The sequence below is a fragment of the Duganella sp. CF402 genome, from assembly GCF_900109645.1.
Lineage (GTDB): Bacteria > Pseudomonadota > Gammaproteobacteria > Burkholderiales > Burkholderiaceae_D > Rugamonas.
Map to the genome: position 1 here is coordinate 173936 of NZ_FOBG01000002.1, position 14706 is coordinate 188641.

The 14706-nt window shown below is 58.4% G+C and carries 17 protein-coding genes; 10 read left to right on the top strand and 7 right to left on the bottom strand.

Annotated features, from left to right (window positions below):
• Window positions 1-54 precede the first annotated feature (54 nt).
• From BMZ70_RS18840 to BMZ70_RS18850, 3 genes are read left to right on the top strand one after another with little or no spacing between them, the layout of a single operon-like run.
• On the top strand, window positions 55-699 hold the full coding sequence (locus tag BMZ70_RS18840; RefSeq protein WP_092278257.1) for a TetR/AcrR family transcriptional regulator: 645 nt from the start codon (window positions 55-57) through the stop codon (window positions 697-699).
• Between the two features lie 27 nt (window positions 700-726).
• The gene (locus tag BMZ70_RS18845; protein WP_092278259.1) at window positions 727-1026 is read left to right on the top strand and encodes an antibiotic biosynthesis monooxygenase family protein; all 300 of its coding nucleotides are present in this window, start codon (window positions 727-729) and stop codon (window positions 1024-1026) included.
• A 37-nt stretch (window positions 1027-1063) separates the two neighbouring features.
• Window positions 1064-1366, top strand: coding sequence for a hypothetical protein (locus tag BMZ70_RS18850; protein WP_092278261.1), 303 nt, complete (start codon window positions 1064-1066; stop codon window positions 1364-1366).
• A 13-nt stretch (window positions 1367-1379) separates the two neighbouring features.
• Here the strand turns inward: BMZ70_RS18850 and BMZ70_RS18855 are convergent, their stop codons facing one another.
• Genes BMZ70_RS18855 through BMZ70_RS18870 form a run of 4 tightly spaced genes read right to left on the bottom strand, consistent with a single transcriptional unit; the run spans window position 1380 to window position 6407 of the window.
• Entirely contained in the window at window positions 1380-3659 is a 2280-nt protein-coding gene (locus BMZ70_RS18855; RefSeq protein WP_092278263.1) for a putative bifunctional diguanylate cyclase/phosphodiesterase, read from the bottom strand.
• Window positions 3656-4852, bottom strand: a complete 1197-nt coding sequence (gene pncB / locus BMZ70_RS18860) for a nicotinate phosphoribosyltransferase (RefSeq protein ID WP_092278265.1) — start codon at window positions 4850-4852, stop codon at window positions 3656-3658. The genes BMZ70_RS18855 and pncB overlap by 4 nt, the downstream gene beginning before the upstream one ends.
• The gene (locus BMZ70_RS18865; protein ID WP_092278267.1) at window positions 4849-5742 is read right to left on the bottom strand and encodes a cysteine hydrolase family protein; all 894 of its coding nucleotides are present in this window, start codon (window positions 5740-5742) and stop codon (window positions 4849-4851) included. The genes pncB and BMZ70_RS18865 overlap by 4 nt, the downstream gene beginning before the upstream one ends.
• Window positions 5743-5795: 53 nt before the next feature.
• On the bottom strand, window positions 5796-6407 hold the full coding sequence (locus BMZ70_RS18870; protein WP_092278269.1) for an FMN-dependent NADH-azoreductase: 612 nt from the start codon (window positions 6405-6407) through the stop codon (window positions 5796-5798).
• Window positions 6408-6547: 140 nt separating this feature from the next.
• On the opposite strand from BMZ70_RS18870, the gene BMZ70_RS18875 reads away from it, so the two are divergent.
• Window positions 6548-7624: a LysR family transcriptional regulator gene (locus tag BMZ70_RS18875; protein WP_373922524.1), complete on the top strand. Its 1077-nt coding sequence runs from the start codon at window positions 6548-6550 to the stop codon at window positions 7622-7624.
• Here BMZ70_RS18875 and BMZ70_RS18880 read toward each other — a convergent pair.
• Entirely contained in the window at window positions 7602-7910 is a 309-nt protein-coding gene (locus BMZ70_RS18880; protein ID WP_092278272.1) for a chaperone modulator CbpM, read from the bottom strand. The genes BMZ70_RS18875 and BMZ70_RS18880 overlap by 23 nt on opposite strands.
• A 2-nt stretch (window positions 7911-7912) precedes the next feature.
• Window positions 7913-8836, bottom strand: coding sequence for a DnaJ C-terminal domain-containing protein (locus BMZ70_RS18885; RefSeq protein WP_092278273.1), 924 nt, complete (start codon window positions 8834-8836; stop codon window positions 7913-7915).
• Between the two features lie 816 nt (window positions 8837-9652).
• Between BMZ70_RS18885 and BMZ70_RS18895 the strand changes: the two genes are divergently transcribed.
• The 6 genes from BMZ70_RS18895 (at window position 9653) to BMZ70_RS28915 (ending at window position 14145) form a co-directional block, all read left to right on the top strand.
• A complete protein-coding gene (locus BMZ70_RS18895; protein ID WP_092278276.1) occupies window positions 9653-10219 on the top strand; it encodes an ABC-three component system protein in 567 nt (188 codons plus the stop codon).
• Entirely contained in the window at window positions 10213-10713 is a 501-nt protein-coding gene (locus tag BMZ70_RS18900) for an ABC-three component system middle component 5 (protein WP_092278278.1), read from the top strand. The genes BMZ70_RS18895 and BMZ70_RS18900 overlap by 7 nt, the downstream gene beginning before the upstream one ends.
• Entirely contained in the window at window positions 10700-12613 is a 1914-nt protein-coding gene (locus BMZ70_RS18905) for an AAA family ATPase (protein WP_092278279.1), read from the top strand. Before BMZ70_RS18900 ends, BMZ70_RS18905 begins: the two co-directional genes overlap by 14 nt.
• A gap of 69 nt (window positions 12614-12682) precedes the next feature.
• Window positions 12683-13024: a DUF3223 domain-containing protein gene (locus tag BMZ70_RS18910; RefSeq protein WP_092278281.1), complete on the top strand. Its 342-nt coding sequence runs from the start codon at window positions 12683-12685 to the stop codon at window positions 13022-13024.
• A gap of 35 nt (window positions 13025-13059) precedes the next feature.
• A complete protein-coding gene (locus BMZ70_RS28085; RefSeq protein WP_130301114.1) occupies window positions 13060-13569 on the top strand; it encodes a hypothetical protein in 510 nt (169 codons plus the stop codon).
• Between the two features lie 336 nt (window positions 13570-13905).
• On the top strand, window positions 13906-14145 hold the full coding sequence (locus BMZ70_RS28915) for a DUF6641 family protein (RefSeq protein ID WP_229205501.1): 240 nt from the start codon (window positions 13906-13908) through the stop codon (window positions 14143-14145).
• Window positions 14146-14337: 192 nt separating this feature from the next.
• Here the strand turns inward: BMZ70_RS28915 and BMZ70_RS18920 are convergent, their stop codons facing one another.
• On the bottom strand, window positions 14338-14664 hold the full coding sequence (locus tag BMZ70_RS18920) for a beta/gamma crystallin-related protein (protein ID WP_092278283.1): 327 nt from the start codon (window positions 14662-14664) through the stop codon (window positions 14338-14340).
• Window positions 14665-14706: the final 42 nt, after the last annotated feature.

A 14706-nucleotide genomic window follows, 5' to 3' on the forward strand; every position in this document is an offset into this window, starting at 1 on the left:
ATGCCAACACTGCATTAAAATGACACTGTCATCCCACCAGCTACCGACACCGCCATGCCCGATGCCGCCGTCCTCGCTGTCCCTGGCCCGAAGAAACGCGGGCGGCCCCAGAAAGGGGAAGGCGGCGGCTTGCGCGCCGAATTGATCGAGAAGTCGGCCCAGCTGTTCCGCACCAAGGGCTATGACAACACCACGGTGCGCGATATTGCCGCCGCCGCCGGCATCCAGGCCGGCAGCTGGTTTTACCACTTCAAGACCAAGCAGGATATCCTCACCGCCATCATGGAACAGGGCCTGCAGCACGCGCTGGCAGAGATCGAGACGGTCGCCGCCCAGCCGCTGGCGCCCAGCGCCCTGCTGCAGCGGCTGGTCGAGCTGCATTTGCACGCCCTGCTCGCGCCCGACAACCATTTCGTCGCCGTGCTGCTGTACGAGTGGCGCTCGCTCGACGAAGCCTCGCGCGCCCGCCTGGTCGCGCTCAAGGACCGCTACGAGGCGGTCTGGGACCGTGCCATTAGTGCGCTGCACCATTCCGGCGCCTGGGGCCCGCCCTCGCAATTCGACCGCCTGCTGGTGTTCGGCGCGCTCAACTGGACGGTCCAATGGTACAAGCCGGGCAGCGGCGCCGATGTGCAGGAGCTGGCGCAACAGGCCATGCGTTTCATCCTGCGCACGGCGCCGCCAGTTGAGGCACAATAGAGCATCCGCCCACTGTCTGGAATTGCCATGATTTACGAGATCGCCGAGCTGTACATCAAACCCACCGACCATGACGCCTTCCAGGCCGCCGTGGCCCAGGCCGTGCCGATTTTCAAGGCCGCCAAGGGCTGTCTGTCGATGCGGCTGGACCGCGATATCGAGGTACCGGACACTTATCACCTGGTGATCGGCTGGCAGACGCTGGAAAACCACACGGTCGATTTCCGTGGCAGCGCCGGCTTCCAGGACTGGCGCGGGCTGGTCGGCAGCCACTTCGCGCAGCCGCCCAAGGTAGAGCATTTCACCACCGTGGTGGCCGGTTTCTGACGGCCGCCCCGCACATGTGTCTCAACAGGAGGCCATCATGAGCCGCACCATCCACCGCAACTTCGAACAGCTGACCGACGCCGAAAGCGCCCGCAGCGCCCTGCTCTCCAGCGGTTTCCCGCAATCGAGCGTCAAGCTGACCAAGCACACCACGCTGCCGCCCAGCGTGGCCACCAGCACGGTCGGCAATCTGCTCGATTCGCTCACGCCCGGCGGCCCGGCCGCCGCCGCCGCCGCGCGCCAGCGCAGCGGCGCCATGCTGACGGTCGATATCTACGATGAGGACGAGCGCGACAAGGCCGATTCCATCATGGGCGGCTACGGCGCGCGTGACGCCTGACGCTTAGGCAACGCTAAGCCGCGCAGCCAGCGCACGCTCCGGCGCCGCACTGGCGCTGCAACCAGTCGCCAGCGTCGGCCACGGCCAGCGGCCGCGCATAGAAATATCCCTGCAAGGCGTGACAGCCAGCGTCACGCGCGGCGATCGCTTGCTCCAGCGTTTCGATGCCTTCGGCCACCACCTGCAAGTCCAGTGCCGAGGCCAGTTGGCAGATCGCCGTCACCACCGCCACCGCATCGGGCGCCGGCAACGGCGAGATCAGGCCGCGATCGATTTTCAAGGTGCTCAGCGGCAGCTCGCGCAGCATGCTCAGCGATGAGAAGCCGGTACCGAAATCATCCATCGCCAGCGCGATACCCAGTCCGCGCAAGTGGTTCAGCTGAATCTGGGTCGACTCGAGGTTTTCGACCGCCGCACTTTCTGTAATCTCCAGCGTCAGGCAGGCGGGCGGGATGCCGGTCTCGCGCAGCACCCGCTCCACCAACTGCGGAAAGCCCTGGTCCAGCAACTGCATCGGCGACACATTGACCGCCACCGGCACGCAGGTGCCCAGTTCGGCGCGCCAGACGGCGATCTGGCAGCAGGCGCGCTCCAGCAAGCTCGCCCCCAGCTCGGAGATCAGGCCGGTGCGCTCGGCAATCGCGATGAATTCCACCGGGCTGACCAGTCCGATGCCGGGCCGCTGCCAGCGCGCCAGCGCTTCAAAGCCCAGCAGCTTGCCACTGACAGCGTCGATCTTGGGCTGGTAGTCGAGATACAGCTCATGGTTACGGATGCCCTTGCGCAGCGCCTGTTCGTTTTCCAGCGCCATGCCCGTCAATTGCGCGTAGCGCCGTTCAGCCAGCGCCAGCGCGGTGCCGGGGATGCGCTTGGCCTGGTACATGGCAGCGTTGGCGGCGCGCAGCAGCGCTTCGGCGTCGACCGCATGGTCGGGGAAGATGGCCACGCCCATTGAGACGTCCACCACGTATTCGCCGCCGGCCAGCCGCACCGGCCGCGCGCAGGCGCCGCGCAGGCGGATACCGAGCTCGCGCACGCTGGCGCCATCGGGATCGATGACGGCAAATTCATCGCCGCCCAAGCGCATCAGCTCGGCGCCCGCCCCCAGGGCGTCGCGCAGCAGCCCGGCAAAGGCCACCAGCAGCTGGTCGCCGGCCACAAGACCCTGGCTCTCGTTAAACAGCTTGAACCGGTCGATATTCAGTACCACCAGCGTGCATTGCAGCGCGCCGTCGGTCAGGTAGCAATACTCCTTGAGGCGCTGCATCAGCACCGTGCGGTTCGGCAGGCCGGTCAGCTTGTCGTGCGTGGCCTGGTGCAACAGTTCGCGGGCGCTGGCGTTGCGCTCGGTGTCGTCGGTGATCAGCACCTGGGTGGCCGGCTGGCCGTCCCACTCCACGCGCCAGGCTTCGAAGCGCAGTTCCAGCACGCGCCCGCCGGCCACCTCGCGCCGCCCTTCCCATGTGGCCACCGTGCCCGGCCGGTCCTGCACCTGACGGTGGTAACGCTGCAGCAATTCCACATTGAAGGCTTGCGGCGGCAGCTTGGCAAATTCGGTGTGATTGTCGAGGCCGAGCGGCATGCCGTAGATGCGCCGCACCGCCGGGTTGGCGTACAGGATGCGTTCGCCGTCCGTCACCGCCACGCCCTGCTGCGCGTGCTCGGTCAGCAGCTGGAAGCGGGCCGCCAGCTTGCCGGCCTCGCGCAGCGCGCCATCCAGCGCAGACAGCCCGAACACCGCGCCGATGGAGGCACGCAGCAGCGTCGCCAGCACCAGGTTGGGCACCAGGCCCTGCTCGCCATAGACGATCAGCGGCAACTGGCTCAGCCCCAGCCCGATCAGCAACGGCCCAGCCAGGCGCACGGCACTGCCGGCATGCCACAGCCAGCGCGTCGCCAGCGCGCCCACGGTCAGCAGCACGCTCAGATTGAACAGGGCCCAGCACAGCAGCCGCATCTCAAGCGGCGGCAGCAGCAGTGCCGACAGCGCCAGCGCGACGATCAGCGCGGCCGCGCCATACGGCAGGCGCCGGCCCGACAGCCGCATCACACCGGACGCCAGGAACAGCAGGTTGGGCACGGCGCCCAGCACCACCAGCGGCAGGCCCAGCGCATTCCACGGCGCCGGCGCCAGGCCGTTCGTCAGGTAGCCCAGCGGCAGCAGCGCGGCAAACAGCGTCGAGCAGCCGATGTCGCGCGCGAAGGTTTGCGTGCGATGGCGCTGCCACACCAGCAACAAGCCGATGCCGACGACCAGATAAATACCGGCATTCAGCAGGAATAAAGGGGTCATGCGCTGGCCGGATGGTTGAAGACCTGGCGCAGATAGGCCAGGAAGGTTTCGTCCTTGCACACGGTCTTGCCGGGCGAGTCGGACAGCTTGGCCACCGACTGGCCGTTGCAGCACACCAGCTTCATCACGATGTTGAGCGGCGCCAGGCCGACGTCGTTGGTCAGGTGGGTGCCGATGCCGAAGCCGGTCATGATGCGGTCGTTGAAGTGGCGGTACAAGGCAAGCGCGCTGTCGAGGTTCAGGCCGTCCGAGAACACCAGCCGCTTGGTCCCCGGGTCGATGCGCAGCGCGGCGTAGTGGGCAATGGCTTTCTCGCCCCACAGCACCGGGTCGCCCGAGTCGTGGCGCAGGCCGTCGAACAGCTTGGCGAAGTACAGGTCGAAGTCGTCGAGGAAGGCGTCCATCCCCACCACGTCGGTCAAGGCTATGCCGAGATCGCCGCGATATTCCTGCACCCACGCTTCCAGCGAGGCCTTCTGGAAATCGCGCAGGCGCACGCCGAAGGCCTGGAACGATTGCATGTATTCATGCGCCATCGTGCCGATCGGGATCAGGCCGAACTGCATGGCCTGGTAGACGTTGGAGGTGCCCTTGAAATACTCGGGCACTTCGCGCGCCAGCCGCTGCACCACTTCGTCGTGCCACACGGCCGAGTAGCGGCGCCGCGTGCCGAAGTCGGAAAACTCGAACGGGAAGCGCAGTGCCGGCTCGGCGCTGAAGGCTTGCAGCTTGGCGATCTTGGCGCCCAGCCGCGCGCGCCCTTCGGTCAGCGCAGCGCTGGCGTCGAAGCGCCGGAAGTACAGCTCGTTGACGATGTACAGCACGTAGATTTCAAAGCCCATCACGTGCACCTGCGGGCCGGCGGCGCGGATGGCCAGGGCGTCGCCCGCCACGCCCACTTCGATGAACTTGCGCTGGAAGCGGAACACGGTGAGGAAGTCGATGAAGTCGCTCTTCATGTAGCGCAGCGCGCGCAGATAGCTGAGTTCGTCGTCGCGGAAGCTCATCGAGCACAGGTGGTCGAGCTCGCGCTCCACTTCCTCGCGCAGGTCGGCCAGCGGGAAAGCCGGCGTGTTGCGGCACACGAATTCGTACTCGGTGTGCGAGTTCGGGTGGCCATGCAGCAGCGCCTGCCACATGGTGAATTTGTACAGGTCCGTCTCCAGCAAGCTACGGACGATGGGCTGCTTCATGCGCTCTCCACGGCGGCCGCGTTCGTCAGCAGTTCCGGCAGCACATCGGCCGACTGCATCAGCTGCACGCCGCGCGCCTGCATGGCTTGCAGGAAGGCCTGGTATTGCGCATCAAAGCCGCTCACCGCGCTGATGCAGTCGGTCACCAGCACCAGCTTGGCCAGCGATGCCGGGCCGTACTCGGCCGCGAAATAATCGGCGATGTGTTCGACCGTGGCTTTCACGCAATGGCTGCCGGCCTCGCCGGCCACGTAGATGCGATCGGCCTCGGCCAGTGTGCGCACGAACTTGGTGTTGAACTGGGTGTCGGGATCGTCGGCGTACGGCACCTCGGCCTGCACCGCCGAGTAGTGCTCGGTCCACGGGTTGGAACCCTTGGCCAGCTTGGCGACGATGCCCAGCGACGCTTCTTCCCAATGGCTGTAGGCGGCGTGCACATCGGCGTGGACGTTGTTGCCCCAGCTGCCGATCTCGCAATGCACCGGCCATACCATCAGCTTGTAGCGGCCGGCCGCTTCCAGCTGGTCGAGGTAGTTGAGGGTCAACGGCAAGGCGGCGGGATGACGCGGCGTGTACTTCTGCGCGCGCACATCGGCGGCGGTGATTTCGGTGAACGGGGCGACCGGCGCGCCGTCGGCGGCGATCCAGAAGGTCGGGTGGGCGATGTCGAAACGGTGGTGCGAATCGAGCGTGAGGCTGATGGCGCTCAGGCCGGCGCGGCCACGATTGATCAGGGAGGCCAGGCGCAGCATGTCCTGGTGGGCGCCAGGTACCGGCAGCGATGGCGCCAGCGGCTGGCGGCTGACCGGGTCGATCGGTCGATAGTTTTCCGGCAGGTCGCAAAAATCGTTTTGCGGGTCTATCATCAAGAGATGCAGATTCCGTTTCATGGGGGCTCCATTGCTGTAAGCCCCCATGATACCGCACGGAGCGGGATTATTGCTTAGGCAGCAATGGCCTCGATCTGGGCACGGCTCTTGGCCAGCGCGGCAGCGACGGCCTCTTCGCCCATCGCCACGCCTTCGGTCACGACGAAGGTGACGTCGGTCATGCCGAGGAAGCCCAGCACCGAACGCAGGTAGGTGGTGGTGTGGTCATAGGCGGCGGCAGGGCCTTCGCTGTAGGCGCCGCCGGTGGCGACGAACACGATCACTTTCTTGCCGTGGACCAGGCCTTCAGGGCCGTTGGCGCCGTATTTGAAGGTGCGGCCGGCGCGGGCCACGTGGTCGATCCAGGCTTTCAGGCCGGAAGTCACGGAGAAGTTGTACATCGGTGCGCCGATCACGATGGTGTCGGCGGCCAGCAGTTCGTCCACCAGGGTGTCCGAAGTCTTGATGGTGAAGGCTTGTTCGGCGTTGCGCTGCTCGGCCGGGGTGAAGTAAGCGCCCAGCATTTGCTCGGTCAGGTGCGGCACCGGGCTGGTGGCCAGGTCGCGGGTGACGACGGTGGTCGAAGCGTCGGCGGCTTTCAGCTTGGCGATGAATTCGCTGCCCAGTTGGCGGGTCAGGGAGCCGGTGCTGCGCACGCTGCTGTCGATGTGGAGTACTTTTGCCATGATGCGGTGTCCTTTCGGTGAGGGAATGAACGCATCGTAAAACGATTATAATATCGAGTAAATACAGTTTATTTCTATTTTACCTATCGATAAAATCGATCATGCGAGATCCCGGCCTTCCCTCCCTTGACCAGTTGCGCGTGTTTATCGCCGTCATCGACCACGGCGGTTTCGCCCATGCCGCGCGCGCCCTGCACCGTACCCAGTCGGTGATCAGCTACACCATCGCCAACCTGGAAGAACAGCTGAATGTGGCGCTGCTCGACCGCAGTACCCGCAAGCCGACCCTGACCGAGGCCGGCAAGGCGCTGCTGGCCGACGCCCGCGCCGTCTCGCTCAAGGTGGACGGCATGCGCGCCCGCGCCAAGGCGCTGTCGGCCGGGCTGGAAGCCGAGGTGTCGCTGGTGGTGGACGTGATGTTCTCGACCTGCACCCTGGTGCGCATCCTGCACGCCTTCCAGAAGGAATTCCCGACCGTCTCCATGCGCCTGCGCACCGAGGCGCTGGGCGCGGTGACCCAGCTGGTGATGGACGGCACCTGCCGCATCGGCATCAGCGGCTGGATGCCGGGCACGCCGGACGTGATCGAACGCCAGGCCTGCGGTTTCGTGACGATGGTGCCGGTGGTGGCGCCCGGCCATCCGCTGGCGCAGATCGAGGGCATCGTGCCGACCGAAGTGCTACGCGAACACACCCAGCTGGTACTGACCGACCGCAGCACGCTGACGGCAGGCCAGGACTTCGGCGTGCTGGCCCTGCGCGACTGGCGCCTGGGCGACCTCAGCTCCAAGCATGCGCTGCTGCGCAACGGCATCGGCTGGGGCAATATGCCGCTCGAGTTCGTGCAGTGGGACCTCGACGCGGGCCGGCTGGTGCAATTGCAGATTCCCGAGGGCAGCGCCTTCAGCTTCCCGCTGTACGTGATCCGGCGCGGCGACGAACAGCCCGGTCCGGCCACGCGCTGGCTGATGCAGCAATTCATGGCGCTGACCCAGCCGGGCGCGGCGGCGGCGGCACAAGCCGATGGCGCGCAATGCCTGTCCGCACACGGCGACCCGGTGCCCGCCTACGCCCACGCGGCGGATGGCGTCAGCGATGCCGCGCCGGCCGCCGTCGGCCAACCGCCGCGCAAGTCCCGGGCCAAGCCAAAGCCGCCGCAGCCGGACGCGCCGGCCGGGATGGCGGTGGCCGCGCCTATCTCACTCCGGCCGCGTTGAGCTTACGGCGCAGGCGGCTGATTTCTTCCGACAGGTCGACCACCAGCGCCGCCACGTCATCGTTGGCCTCGAAGTCGCGTTCGATCTGGCACAGGCGCCGTGCCCGCACCAGGTCGGCGCTGCTGAAACGCCAGCCGCCGCTATGCGGCGAAGCGTCCTGCAGCAGAATACCGGTGCGCACATGCTGCACCACCCAGTCCGGCTCCACGGCGCAGGCTTGCGCCAGTTCTTCCAGGGTCAGCGCGGCCTCGTCGACCAGCACCGCCATCACGATTGCTTGTCCCATGATCATCCTCCCGCGCGCGGATTGAACGCCATCTCGCGCGCCATCGTCTGGTACAGTTCGCGGTTGCGCTCGCTATTCGCGGGCGGCAGCACCACTTCCAGCAACAGGTATAAATCGCCGGCTTCCTTGCCGGGAATGCCGCGTCCGCGCAGGCGCAGCTTGCGCCCACTCTGCGAACCGGCCGGCACCGTCACGTTCACCTTGCCGGACGGCGTGGTCACCTCGATCTCGCCGCCCAGCGCCAGCTCCCACGGCGCCACCGGCACCGTCTGGTACACATCGCGGCCGTCGAGGCGGTAGCGCGGGTTGGGGCGGAACTGGATTTCCAGATACAGGTCGCCCGGCCCGGCCGCGCCCGGGTGGCCCTGCCCCGCCAGCCGCAGCTGCTGGCCGGCGGTTACGCCGGCCGGAATGTTGACGCTGAGGTTGCGCTCGCGCGTGACGATGCGGTCCTGCGCATCGCGCTCGGCCAGCATCAGGCTGACGGTGCGGGTGGCGCCGTGGTAGCTGTCGGCCAGCTCGATGGTGATGCTGGCATGGCTGTCCTCGCCGCGCCGGGGCGGCTGGCGCCGGCGGCCGCCGCCGAGGTTGGCAAACAGGTCGGCAAAGAAATCGCTGCTCGCAGGGTCGCTGCCGAAGCCCCCCGCGCCGCCGCCAAAGCCGCGGCCCCAGTCCGGCGGCGGACGGAACTCCTGGCCGGCGCGGTACTGCTGGCCGCGCCCGAGGTCGTCATAGGCGGCGCGTTTTTCCGCGTCGCCCAGCACGCCGTAGGCTTCGTTAATTTCCTGGGTTTTCTTCTGGGCGTCGGCTTCCTTGCTGACGTCGGGATGGTATTTGCGTACCAGCTTGCGGTACGCCTTTTTGATGTCCTCTTCGCTGGCCGTCTTGGCCACGCCCAGGGTCTGGTAGTAATCTTTGTATTCCACGTTGCGGGCTCCCGTATGCTTTGACTATCAGTCTACCGAAAAAGCTCGGAACGTGTAGGCAGATACGGTCAGCCCTAAGTCGTGGCCAAGGTTGCCAGCGCTGCCTCGGACAGCACATCCTCGACCAACAGCGCAGCAACTCCCCAACACGGATTCCTGCCAAGTGAGCATTGCTCGATTGCGTGCTGCGTGCCGTTTAATTGCAATGAACGAAAGGTACCCCTAAGTTCTTTTCGGTGATTTTTTTCCTGTGCCATATCGAAAACAAAAGGATTTAATGTATCCAAGGGTGAGTTCTTTTGTTTTAGAAATCAACCGAAAATCGTTAATGGCGAAATCCCTTTACTTTCAATCGATTAGCTTAAAATATAAGGATTTCGCTATTTTCTTATTTTAAAAATTCATTACGCTCATGTACCGCCACACTTTATCTCTTAGGCCACATGCAGTAGTTCGCATCTGTGAAGATATCCAACCTCAGCCGCAACATTGACGTCGCCCGTGGTCACTATCCAGCTGGCTGTAGGAATTTTCTTACGCTATTGAGCACAAAATGTTGCGAAAATGAAAAAATCGTAGGAGAATTGACTACAAACGACTTTTGGTAATACTTCATGGCATAGGAGAAGTGATGGACTGGACATCTTTGGCGACGCACGTAGGCACATTCATTGCTGGGCTTGGTGCGGGTTGGACGGTGCGGATAGCATACTCTAAGCGGTTCGTCGATTCGAGCCGAACCACCAAAGTTAAGCAAACTGGCAACTTTGTTGGCGGTGACATGGTCGCAGGCGACATGCATAAGAACAACAAACCGTGAGCGAACAGAACGACAACGTTGTAACCGGCGACCTTGTCGGTGGCAACAAAACCGAAAACAACTTCAATTTCTCATCTCCCCTTGCCCTAGGGAATAGCGAACTCACAAGGCTGTATATCAAACTCAGGCAAGACGATCCCGATAAAGATACAGCCGGAGGATTTTGTGAGCAACTTCAGCACTACATGACTAGCACGACGGACGGAGACGTTCGCGGCCTTGAAGCAAAACTTCAGGAGAGTGGTCGTCTCGATCAACTTTCAGTCGCCAAGGCAATGAAGGAAAGTGCCTTTAAGGCGATCATGCGAAGGCAAACATCTAGTACAGCACAACGAATCTTTACGATTGTTCTGGATGAGCTCCATACCAATTTTATGCTAACCGCAACCCCAATGATTCAAATTGAAGCTGGACGAGCGGCAATCGATCAAGCTATCTTAAAGGTTATAAATGATACCAAATCTATACTTGGGGAAAACCTTTTAGAAATTACCGCAAAGGATCTCTTTTCTTTAATATATTTCCTTGGTGGAAATTGCCACATAAGGTGGGATAAATGCTGATTTACCACCCGGGATATGATGCCTATCATTGCATTTTCCGATTACTAGCTGTAATTGACAAAGTGCAAGATTTGGAGATCGATAAAGCACGAATACTTGAATTCTTCCTTCTTTATCCGTCTGCTGTTACACAAGTCAAGATCCCTCAAGGGATGACCCCTATTCGGAAAGAAGCCAAGCTTCTCAGTAATCAGTATCATGACCCTATTAATATAAGAACGACGTTCCGAGATATGCGATTCATTCAAGACGCGGCGCTAAAATGTATCGCGGCGGCAAGCCTTATTGATCTAGATCGCTTTGAAGTTGGATATGTTACTCGTACAAAATTACCTATCCCGGATTCATTAAACTCATACATTAGGTCATTTGTAAAATCACACGACAATGTGTCTCGTTTCGTGCTCGATGAATTATCGACAATTCCTCTTCTGGGAGTAAACGGATTGAAGCACAGAACCGAGTTAATGGAATACAGATATGACTTTATATAAACCAACACTTAAGATAAACCGACTAATAGTTTTTCAAAGCGGGCATAAAGCCTTTGATTGCGAGTTTCACGCGGGCGTAAACGTAATTCGTGGTCGAAATAGTAGTGGAAAAACTACTATAATGGATATGCTTGCTTTTTCACTTGGTGCTGAAAACATCCGGTGGAAGCAAGAGGCACTAATGTGTACAGATACCCTTGTAGAAGTCGAGCTTAACGGAAAAGTAGCCACTTTACGAAGAGAAATTAGCGAAAGCCTGAAAAGGCCGATGGCAATTTATTGGGGAACCCTGGAATCAGCGCTCAAAGCGGGCTCGCAAGATTGGGAATTGTACCCATTTTTGCGCAGCGCACATCGGATTAGCTTCTCACAGGCATTGATCGAGGCGCTTGAGATGCCCCAAGCCCAAGGTGATGGCGCGTCAAATCTTACGCTACATCAGCTACTTAGGGTCCTGTACGCAGACCAGCCATCAGTTCACAGTCCCATATTTCGCCTAGATAGTTTCGATACGCCGTTAACTCGCGATATGGTTGGTGGGTATCTTTGTGGAGTCTATGATGACGAATTATATTCTGCTCAATTAAGGTTGAGGGAGATCGATTCGCTTTTAGGAAAACAGGAAAGCGAATTACGTAGCATTTACAATGTTTTAGGTCGTTCAGGGCAGTCAGAAAGTTTGGATTTTTTAAACATCAAAATCACCGAACTTGAAGAAGCGCGCACTCAGCAGTCTGCTAATTTGATAGAACTTAAGCAGAAGCGTACTATCAACAACAAGGAACGAAAAGCTGCACAAGCCTTTCCGGATAACTTACGACAGCAGCTTAACGATATACGCCGCAAAGAGTTTGAAGCTAAAGATCAACTGCATTCTTTAGAACTTGATCAAACTGATTCTACAATGTTCGTAGCCGAGTTGCGTGCAAGATTACAGAATTTAGATGAATCGAAAGAAACCCGCTCTTATTTTGGCAACTTAAGATTTGATTTCTGCCCAAGCTGCCTCTCGCCATTACTTAGTGAAAAGGATCACGATCACTGCCATCTTTGCACGCAGGAATTAGGCGATGGCCGAGGTGAAATGCAGTTACTAAGGATGAGAAATGAAATAAACGTCCAATTAAAAGAGTCAGAATCGCTATTAGAAGGGCGAGAAAAAAATATCGAAGAGTTAAGAACAAATATTCCGCTGATTACGGATCAATTACGGGCGTTAGAACGAAAGTATCGTGATCTGGAGTCGTCTTGGTCAAGTGAGGTTGAACTGGCAATTGAAGAAGCCGCTAGGAAAATTGGTAATTTGGACGAAGAAATTCGTCAAGCTTACGAACGCCAAAAGCTAGCTGCGGTTATTGCAGAATTACAAGCCAAGCGTGATTTATTACATAACGAAAAGATCAAACTAGAAGACCGAGTGCGCCAGCTCGCGGTACGTCAAGATAGCCGCAAAGCAGAAGTAGCAGCGACTGTTTCCAGTGCTATGCAAAGGCTCCTAAAATTAGATCTACCATTGCAAGAAGAATTCAAAAATCCTCGCGAAGTAATATTCGACTTTGTTGAGAATGCTGTTTATGTGAATGGCGCAAAGAATTTCTCCGAAAGTTCGGCTGTCGTGTTGAGACACATTTTCCACTTAGCGTTATTAACTGCCAGCATCAAACACCCGTACATGCGTGTTCCGCGTTTTATGATGCTTGACGGGATAGATGATGGAGGCATGGAGAAGGAACGCAGTCACCGGCTCCAAGAGATTATCGTTAACGAATGTGAAGGTTTTGATGTTGATTTTCAATTAATATTTGCCACATCGGAAATAAATCCGTTATTGGAAAGAGAGGATCTAGTCGCAGGAAGGTCGTTTAGTCCGAATGCCCGTTCACTAGACGTGCGAAATTAACTTAATATCCATTGTTTTGAATGGTCTTTTATGTCGTCGTTATAGATTCATATAGGGCGTGGAGATTGTATGGCTAAATCTGTACTACTTTCAAATGGAAAATTCTGGGCAACGCAAACTGCGGCAAAAGCGCATTTTAAAGCGATATTAAATGGTCTATCGGACGGTGAAAGTGTAAAAAACATTTCAGACCAAAGCGATTTAGCCGCACTACTCCAAGAATATGACCGCGATATGCCCGCAGAAAGTACAAAGTCAGGGAAGGGTATTGCTTATTTCTTTAGGGACCGAGATAAAGAGCATAACGGTATGACCTCTTGCTTTTATGTCTATCGGATTGATGATACCTCGATTGATTTCAGCTACATAAGAGCTATCGAGGTAGCTTCACGACGCGGTAATAAAAAATGATAGTATCGATTGTCTTTTTAACTGCGTAGGCGGAAATGGAACCAATCACATGGGCATTTATAGGTACACTCTGCGGGGCGGCGGTCGGGGCGTTGACCAGCATCGCAACTACTACAATTAACAGTCGTAATGCGGCAAGCTTGCAATCTGCAAAAACTCGGGATGAGCGTGATGAGCGTCGAAGAGCATTTCAGCGCGAGACAATCCTTCAGGTACAAGATTGCTTTCATGATCTGATGCGTTTTTCTGCAAGGATCTATCTCTCCGATTTAGAGGCTTACCGGACTAATAAGGATTGGAAGAAAAATAGGCTTGGACCTGATTTGGACGAGGGTTTTAGATTGCAAAATCAGAAACTGAGTTGTCTTGTAGAGCGTGTTTTTGATGACAATTTGCGATCTGAACTTCGTTCATTACATTCCACTGTTTCTTCTATAGCCTATTCAGAAAATCGTGAGCACGCTGAAGCGATTCACCATGAATCAGCGTCACAATTTACGCAGACCATGAAGGCGCTAGGAGAAGTACTACGCTCTAATTATTGAAGAGGCGTTAAACAGCTATGGGCAAATGTCTGTTGAGCCGACACCTGTTGCGTCATACAGTCACTTTTTTGTTGATTTTTTATTAATTATCGCGCACCATCCTTTACATGAACAACTATTAAGGATGGCAAAAATGTCCCTGCTCAACAGCTTGAAAATCGTTACCGTAAAACGCCCTGCCCCTGTATCGCCAATCGCACGTCGCCGTGACATGCTGATCGCAAAACTGAACGAGCAGGTCGCTTACGCGCAAGCCCAGCAGGAAGGCGGCGTGTACGCGCGACGCGTATTCGCACCGTGAAGGATCAGGAATCCGGCGAGAGCAAGCGCGTTGAAATGCCGAAGCGCGTTAAGCCTTGGTGGTTTACTGATGACAGCGGCAAGCTGTGTCTGGTCGTCAAATACGGCACTAAGCCGCTGGAACTGTCGAAGGGTAAAGCGGCTATCGAGCTGGCCACGCAAGCTGACCTGATTCCGACGCTGGAAACGCTGAAAGCTGCTGTATCGGCTGGCGAGTTGGACGCCCAGATCGAAGTGATGAGCGGCGCGCTGCGCAAAGGCTTCGCTAAGAAGTGATCCGTAAGGCCCAGATAGCAAAAGCGCCCGCAATGGGCGCTTTGTCATTTCCGAAGGTGCAATAAGCTAGCCGAAAGTTCGCAAATTTTGTACGTATTTTGCACGCCAAGGTCTACCGACGATTTAGCCCTACTGGCAATTGGCCACGCCCAGGGTCTGGTAGTAATCCTTGTACTCCACGTGACACGCTCCTTACTTGGCCTTCCTGGGCTCGACCTCGCGCACCGAGGAAATCATATCGTCGAAGCCTTTCAGCTCGCCGTACTCGCCCTCCTTCAGCACCATGCACTTGCCCTTGTAGTGTTTTTCCGCGCACACTTGCCACGTGCCCTTGTGCACCACCACGCTGGAAGTCTTGTCGTTGAAGCCTTGCAGGTCGAGGTCGGGAACGGCCTCGTGCAGGGTGATGGCGGGTCCGCCCAGATGGGCGCGCGTGTACAGCGTGATGTCGCCGGCGCTGGCGGCCACGCTGGTGGTGCCCAATACAGCGGCGACGGCGGCGGCGAGGAATGGGTGCATGGTCCGTCTCCAATGGATGAGCCAGCATCATAACGCGCAAAG

What these genes read in the sequence shown, in the direction of transcription:
- BMZ70_RS18840 (WP_092278257.1), top strand. Translation starts at nt 55, where the DNA reads ATGCCCGATGCCGCCGTCCTCGCTGTCCCTGGCCCGAAGAAACGCGGG.
- BMZ70_RS18845 (WP_092278259.1), top strand. Translation starts at nt 727, where the DNA reads ATGATTTACGAGATCGCCGAGCTGTACATCAAACCCACCGACCATGAC.
- BMZ70_RS18850 (WP_092278261.1), top strand. Translation starts at nt 1,064, where the DNA reads ATGAGCCGCACCATCCACCGCAACTTCGAACAGCTGACCGACGCCGAA.
- BMZ70_RS18855 (WP_092278263.1), bottom strand. Translation starts at nt 3,659, where the DNA reads ATGACCCCTTTATTCCTGCTGAATGCCGGTATTTATCTGGTCGTCGGC.
- pncB (WP_092278265.1), bottom strand. Translation starts at nt 4,852, where the DNA reads ATGAAGCAGCCCATCGTCCGTAGCTTGCTGGAGACGGACCTGTACAAA.
- BMZ70_RS18865 (WP_092278267.1), bottom strand. Translation starts at nt 5,742, where the DNA reads ATGAAACGGAATCTGCATCTCTTGATGATAGACCCGCAAAACGATTTT.
- BMZ70_RS18870 (WP_092278269.1), bottom strand. Translation starts at nt 6,407, where the DNA reads ATGGCAAAAGTACTCCACATCGACAGCAGCGTGCGCAGCACCGGCTCC.
- BMZ70_RS18880 (WP_092278272.1), bottom strand. Translation starts at nt 7,910, where the DNA reads ATGGGACAAGCAATCGTGATGGCGGTGCTGGTCGACGAGGCCGCGCTG.
- BMZ70_RS18900 (WP_092278278.1), top strand. Translation starts at nt 10,213, where the DNA reads ATGCTGATTTACCACCCGGGATATGATGCCTATCATTGCATTTTCCGA.
- BMZ70_RS18905 (WP_092278279.1), top strand. Translation starts at nt 10,700, where the DNA reads ATGACTTTATATAAACCAACACTTAAGATAAACCGACTAATAGTTTTT.
- BMZ70_RS18910 (WP_092278281.1), top strand. Translation starts at nt 12,683, where the DNA reads ATGGCTAAATCTGTACTACTTTCAAATGGAAAATTCTGGGCAACGCAA.
- BMZ70_RS28085 (WP_130301114.1), top strand. Translation starts at nt 13,060, where the DNA reads ATGGAACCAATCACATGGGCATTTATAGGTACACTCTGCGGGGCGGCG.
- BMZ70_RS28915 (WP_229205501.1), top strand. Translation starts at nt 13,906, where the DNA reads ATGCCGAAGCGCGTTAAGCCTTGGTGGTTTACTGATGACAGCGGCAAG.
- BMZ70_RS18920 (WP_092278283.1), bottom strand. Translation starts at nt 14,664, where the DNA reads ATGCACCCATTCCTCGCCGCCGCCGTCGCCGCTGTATTGGGCACCACC.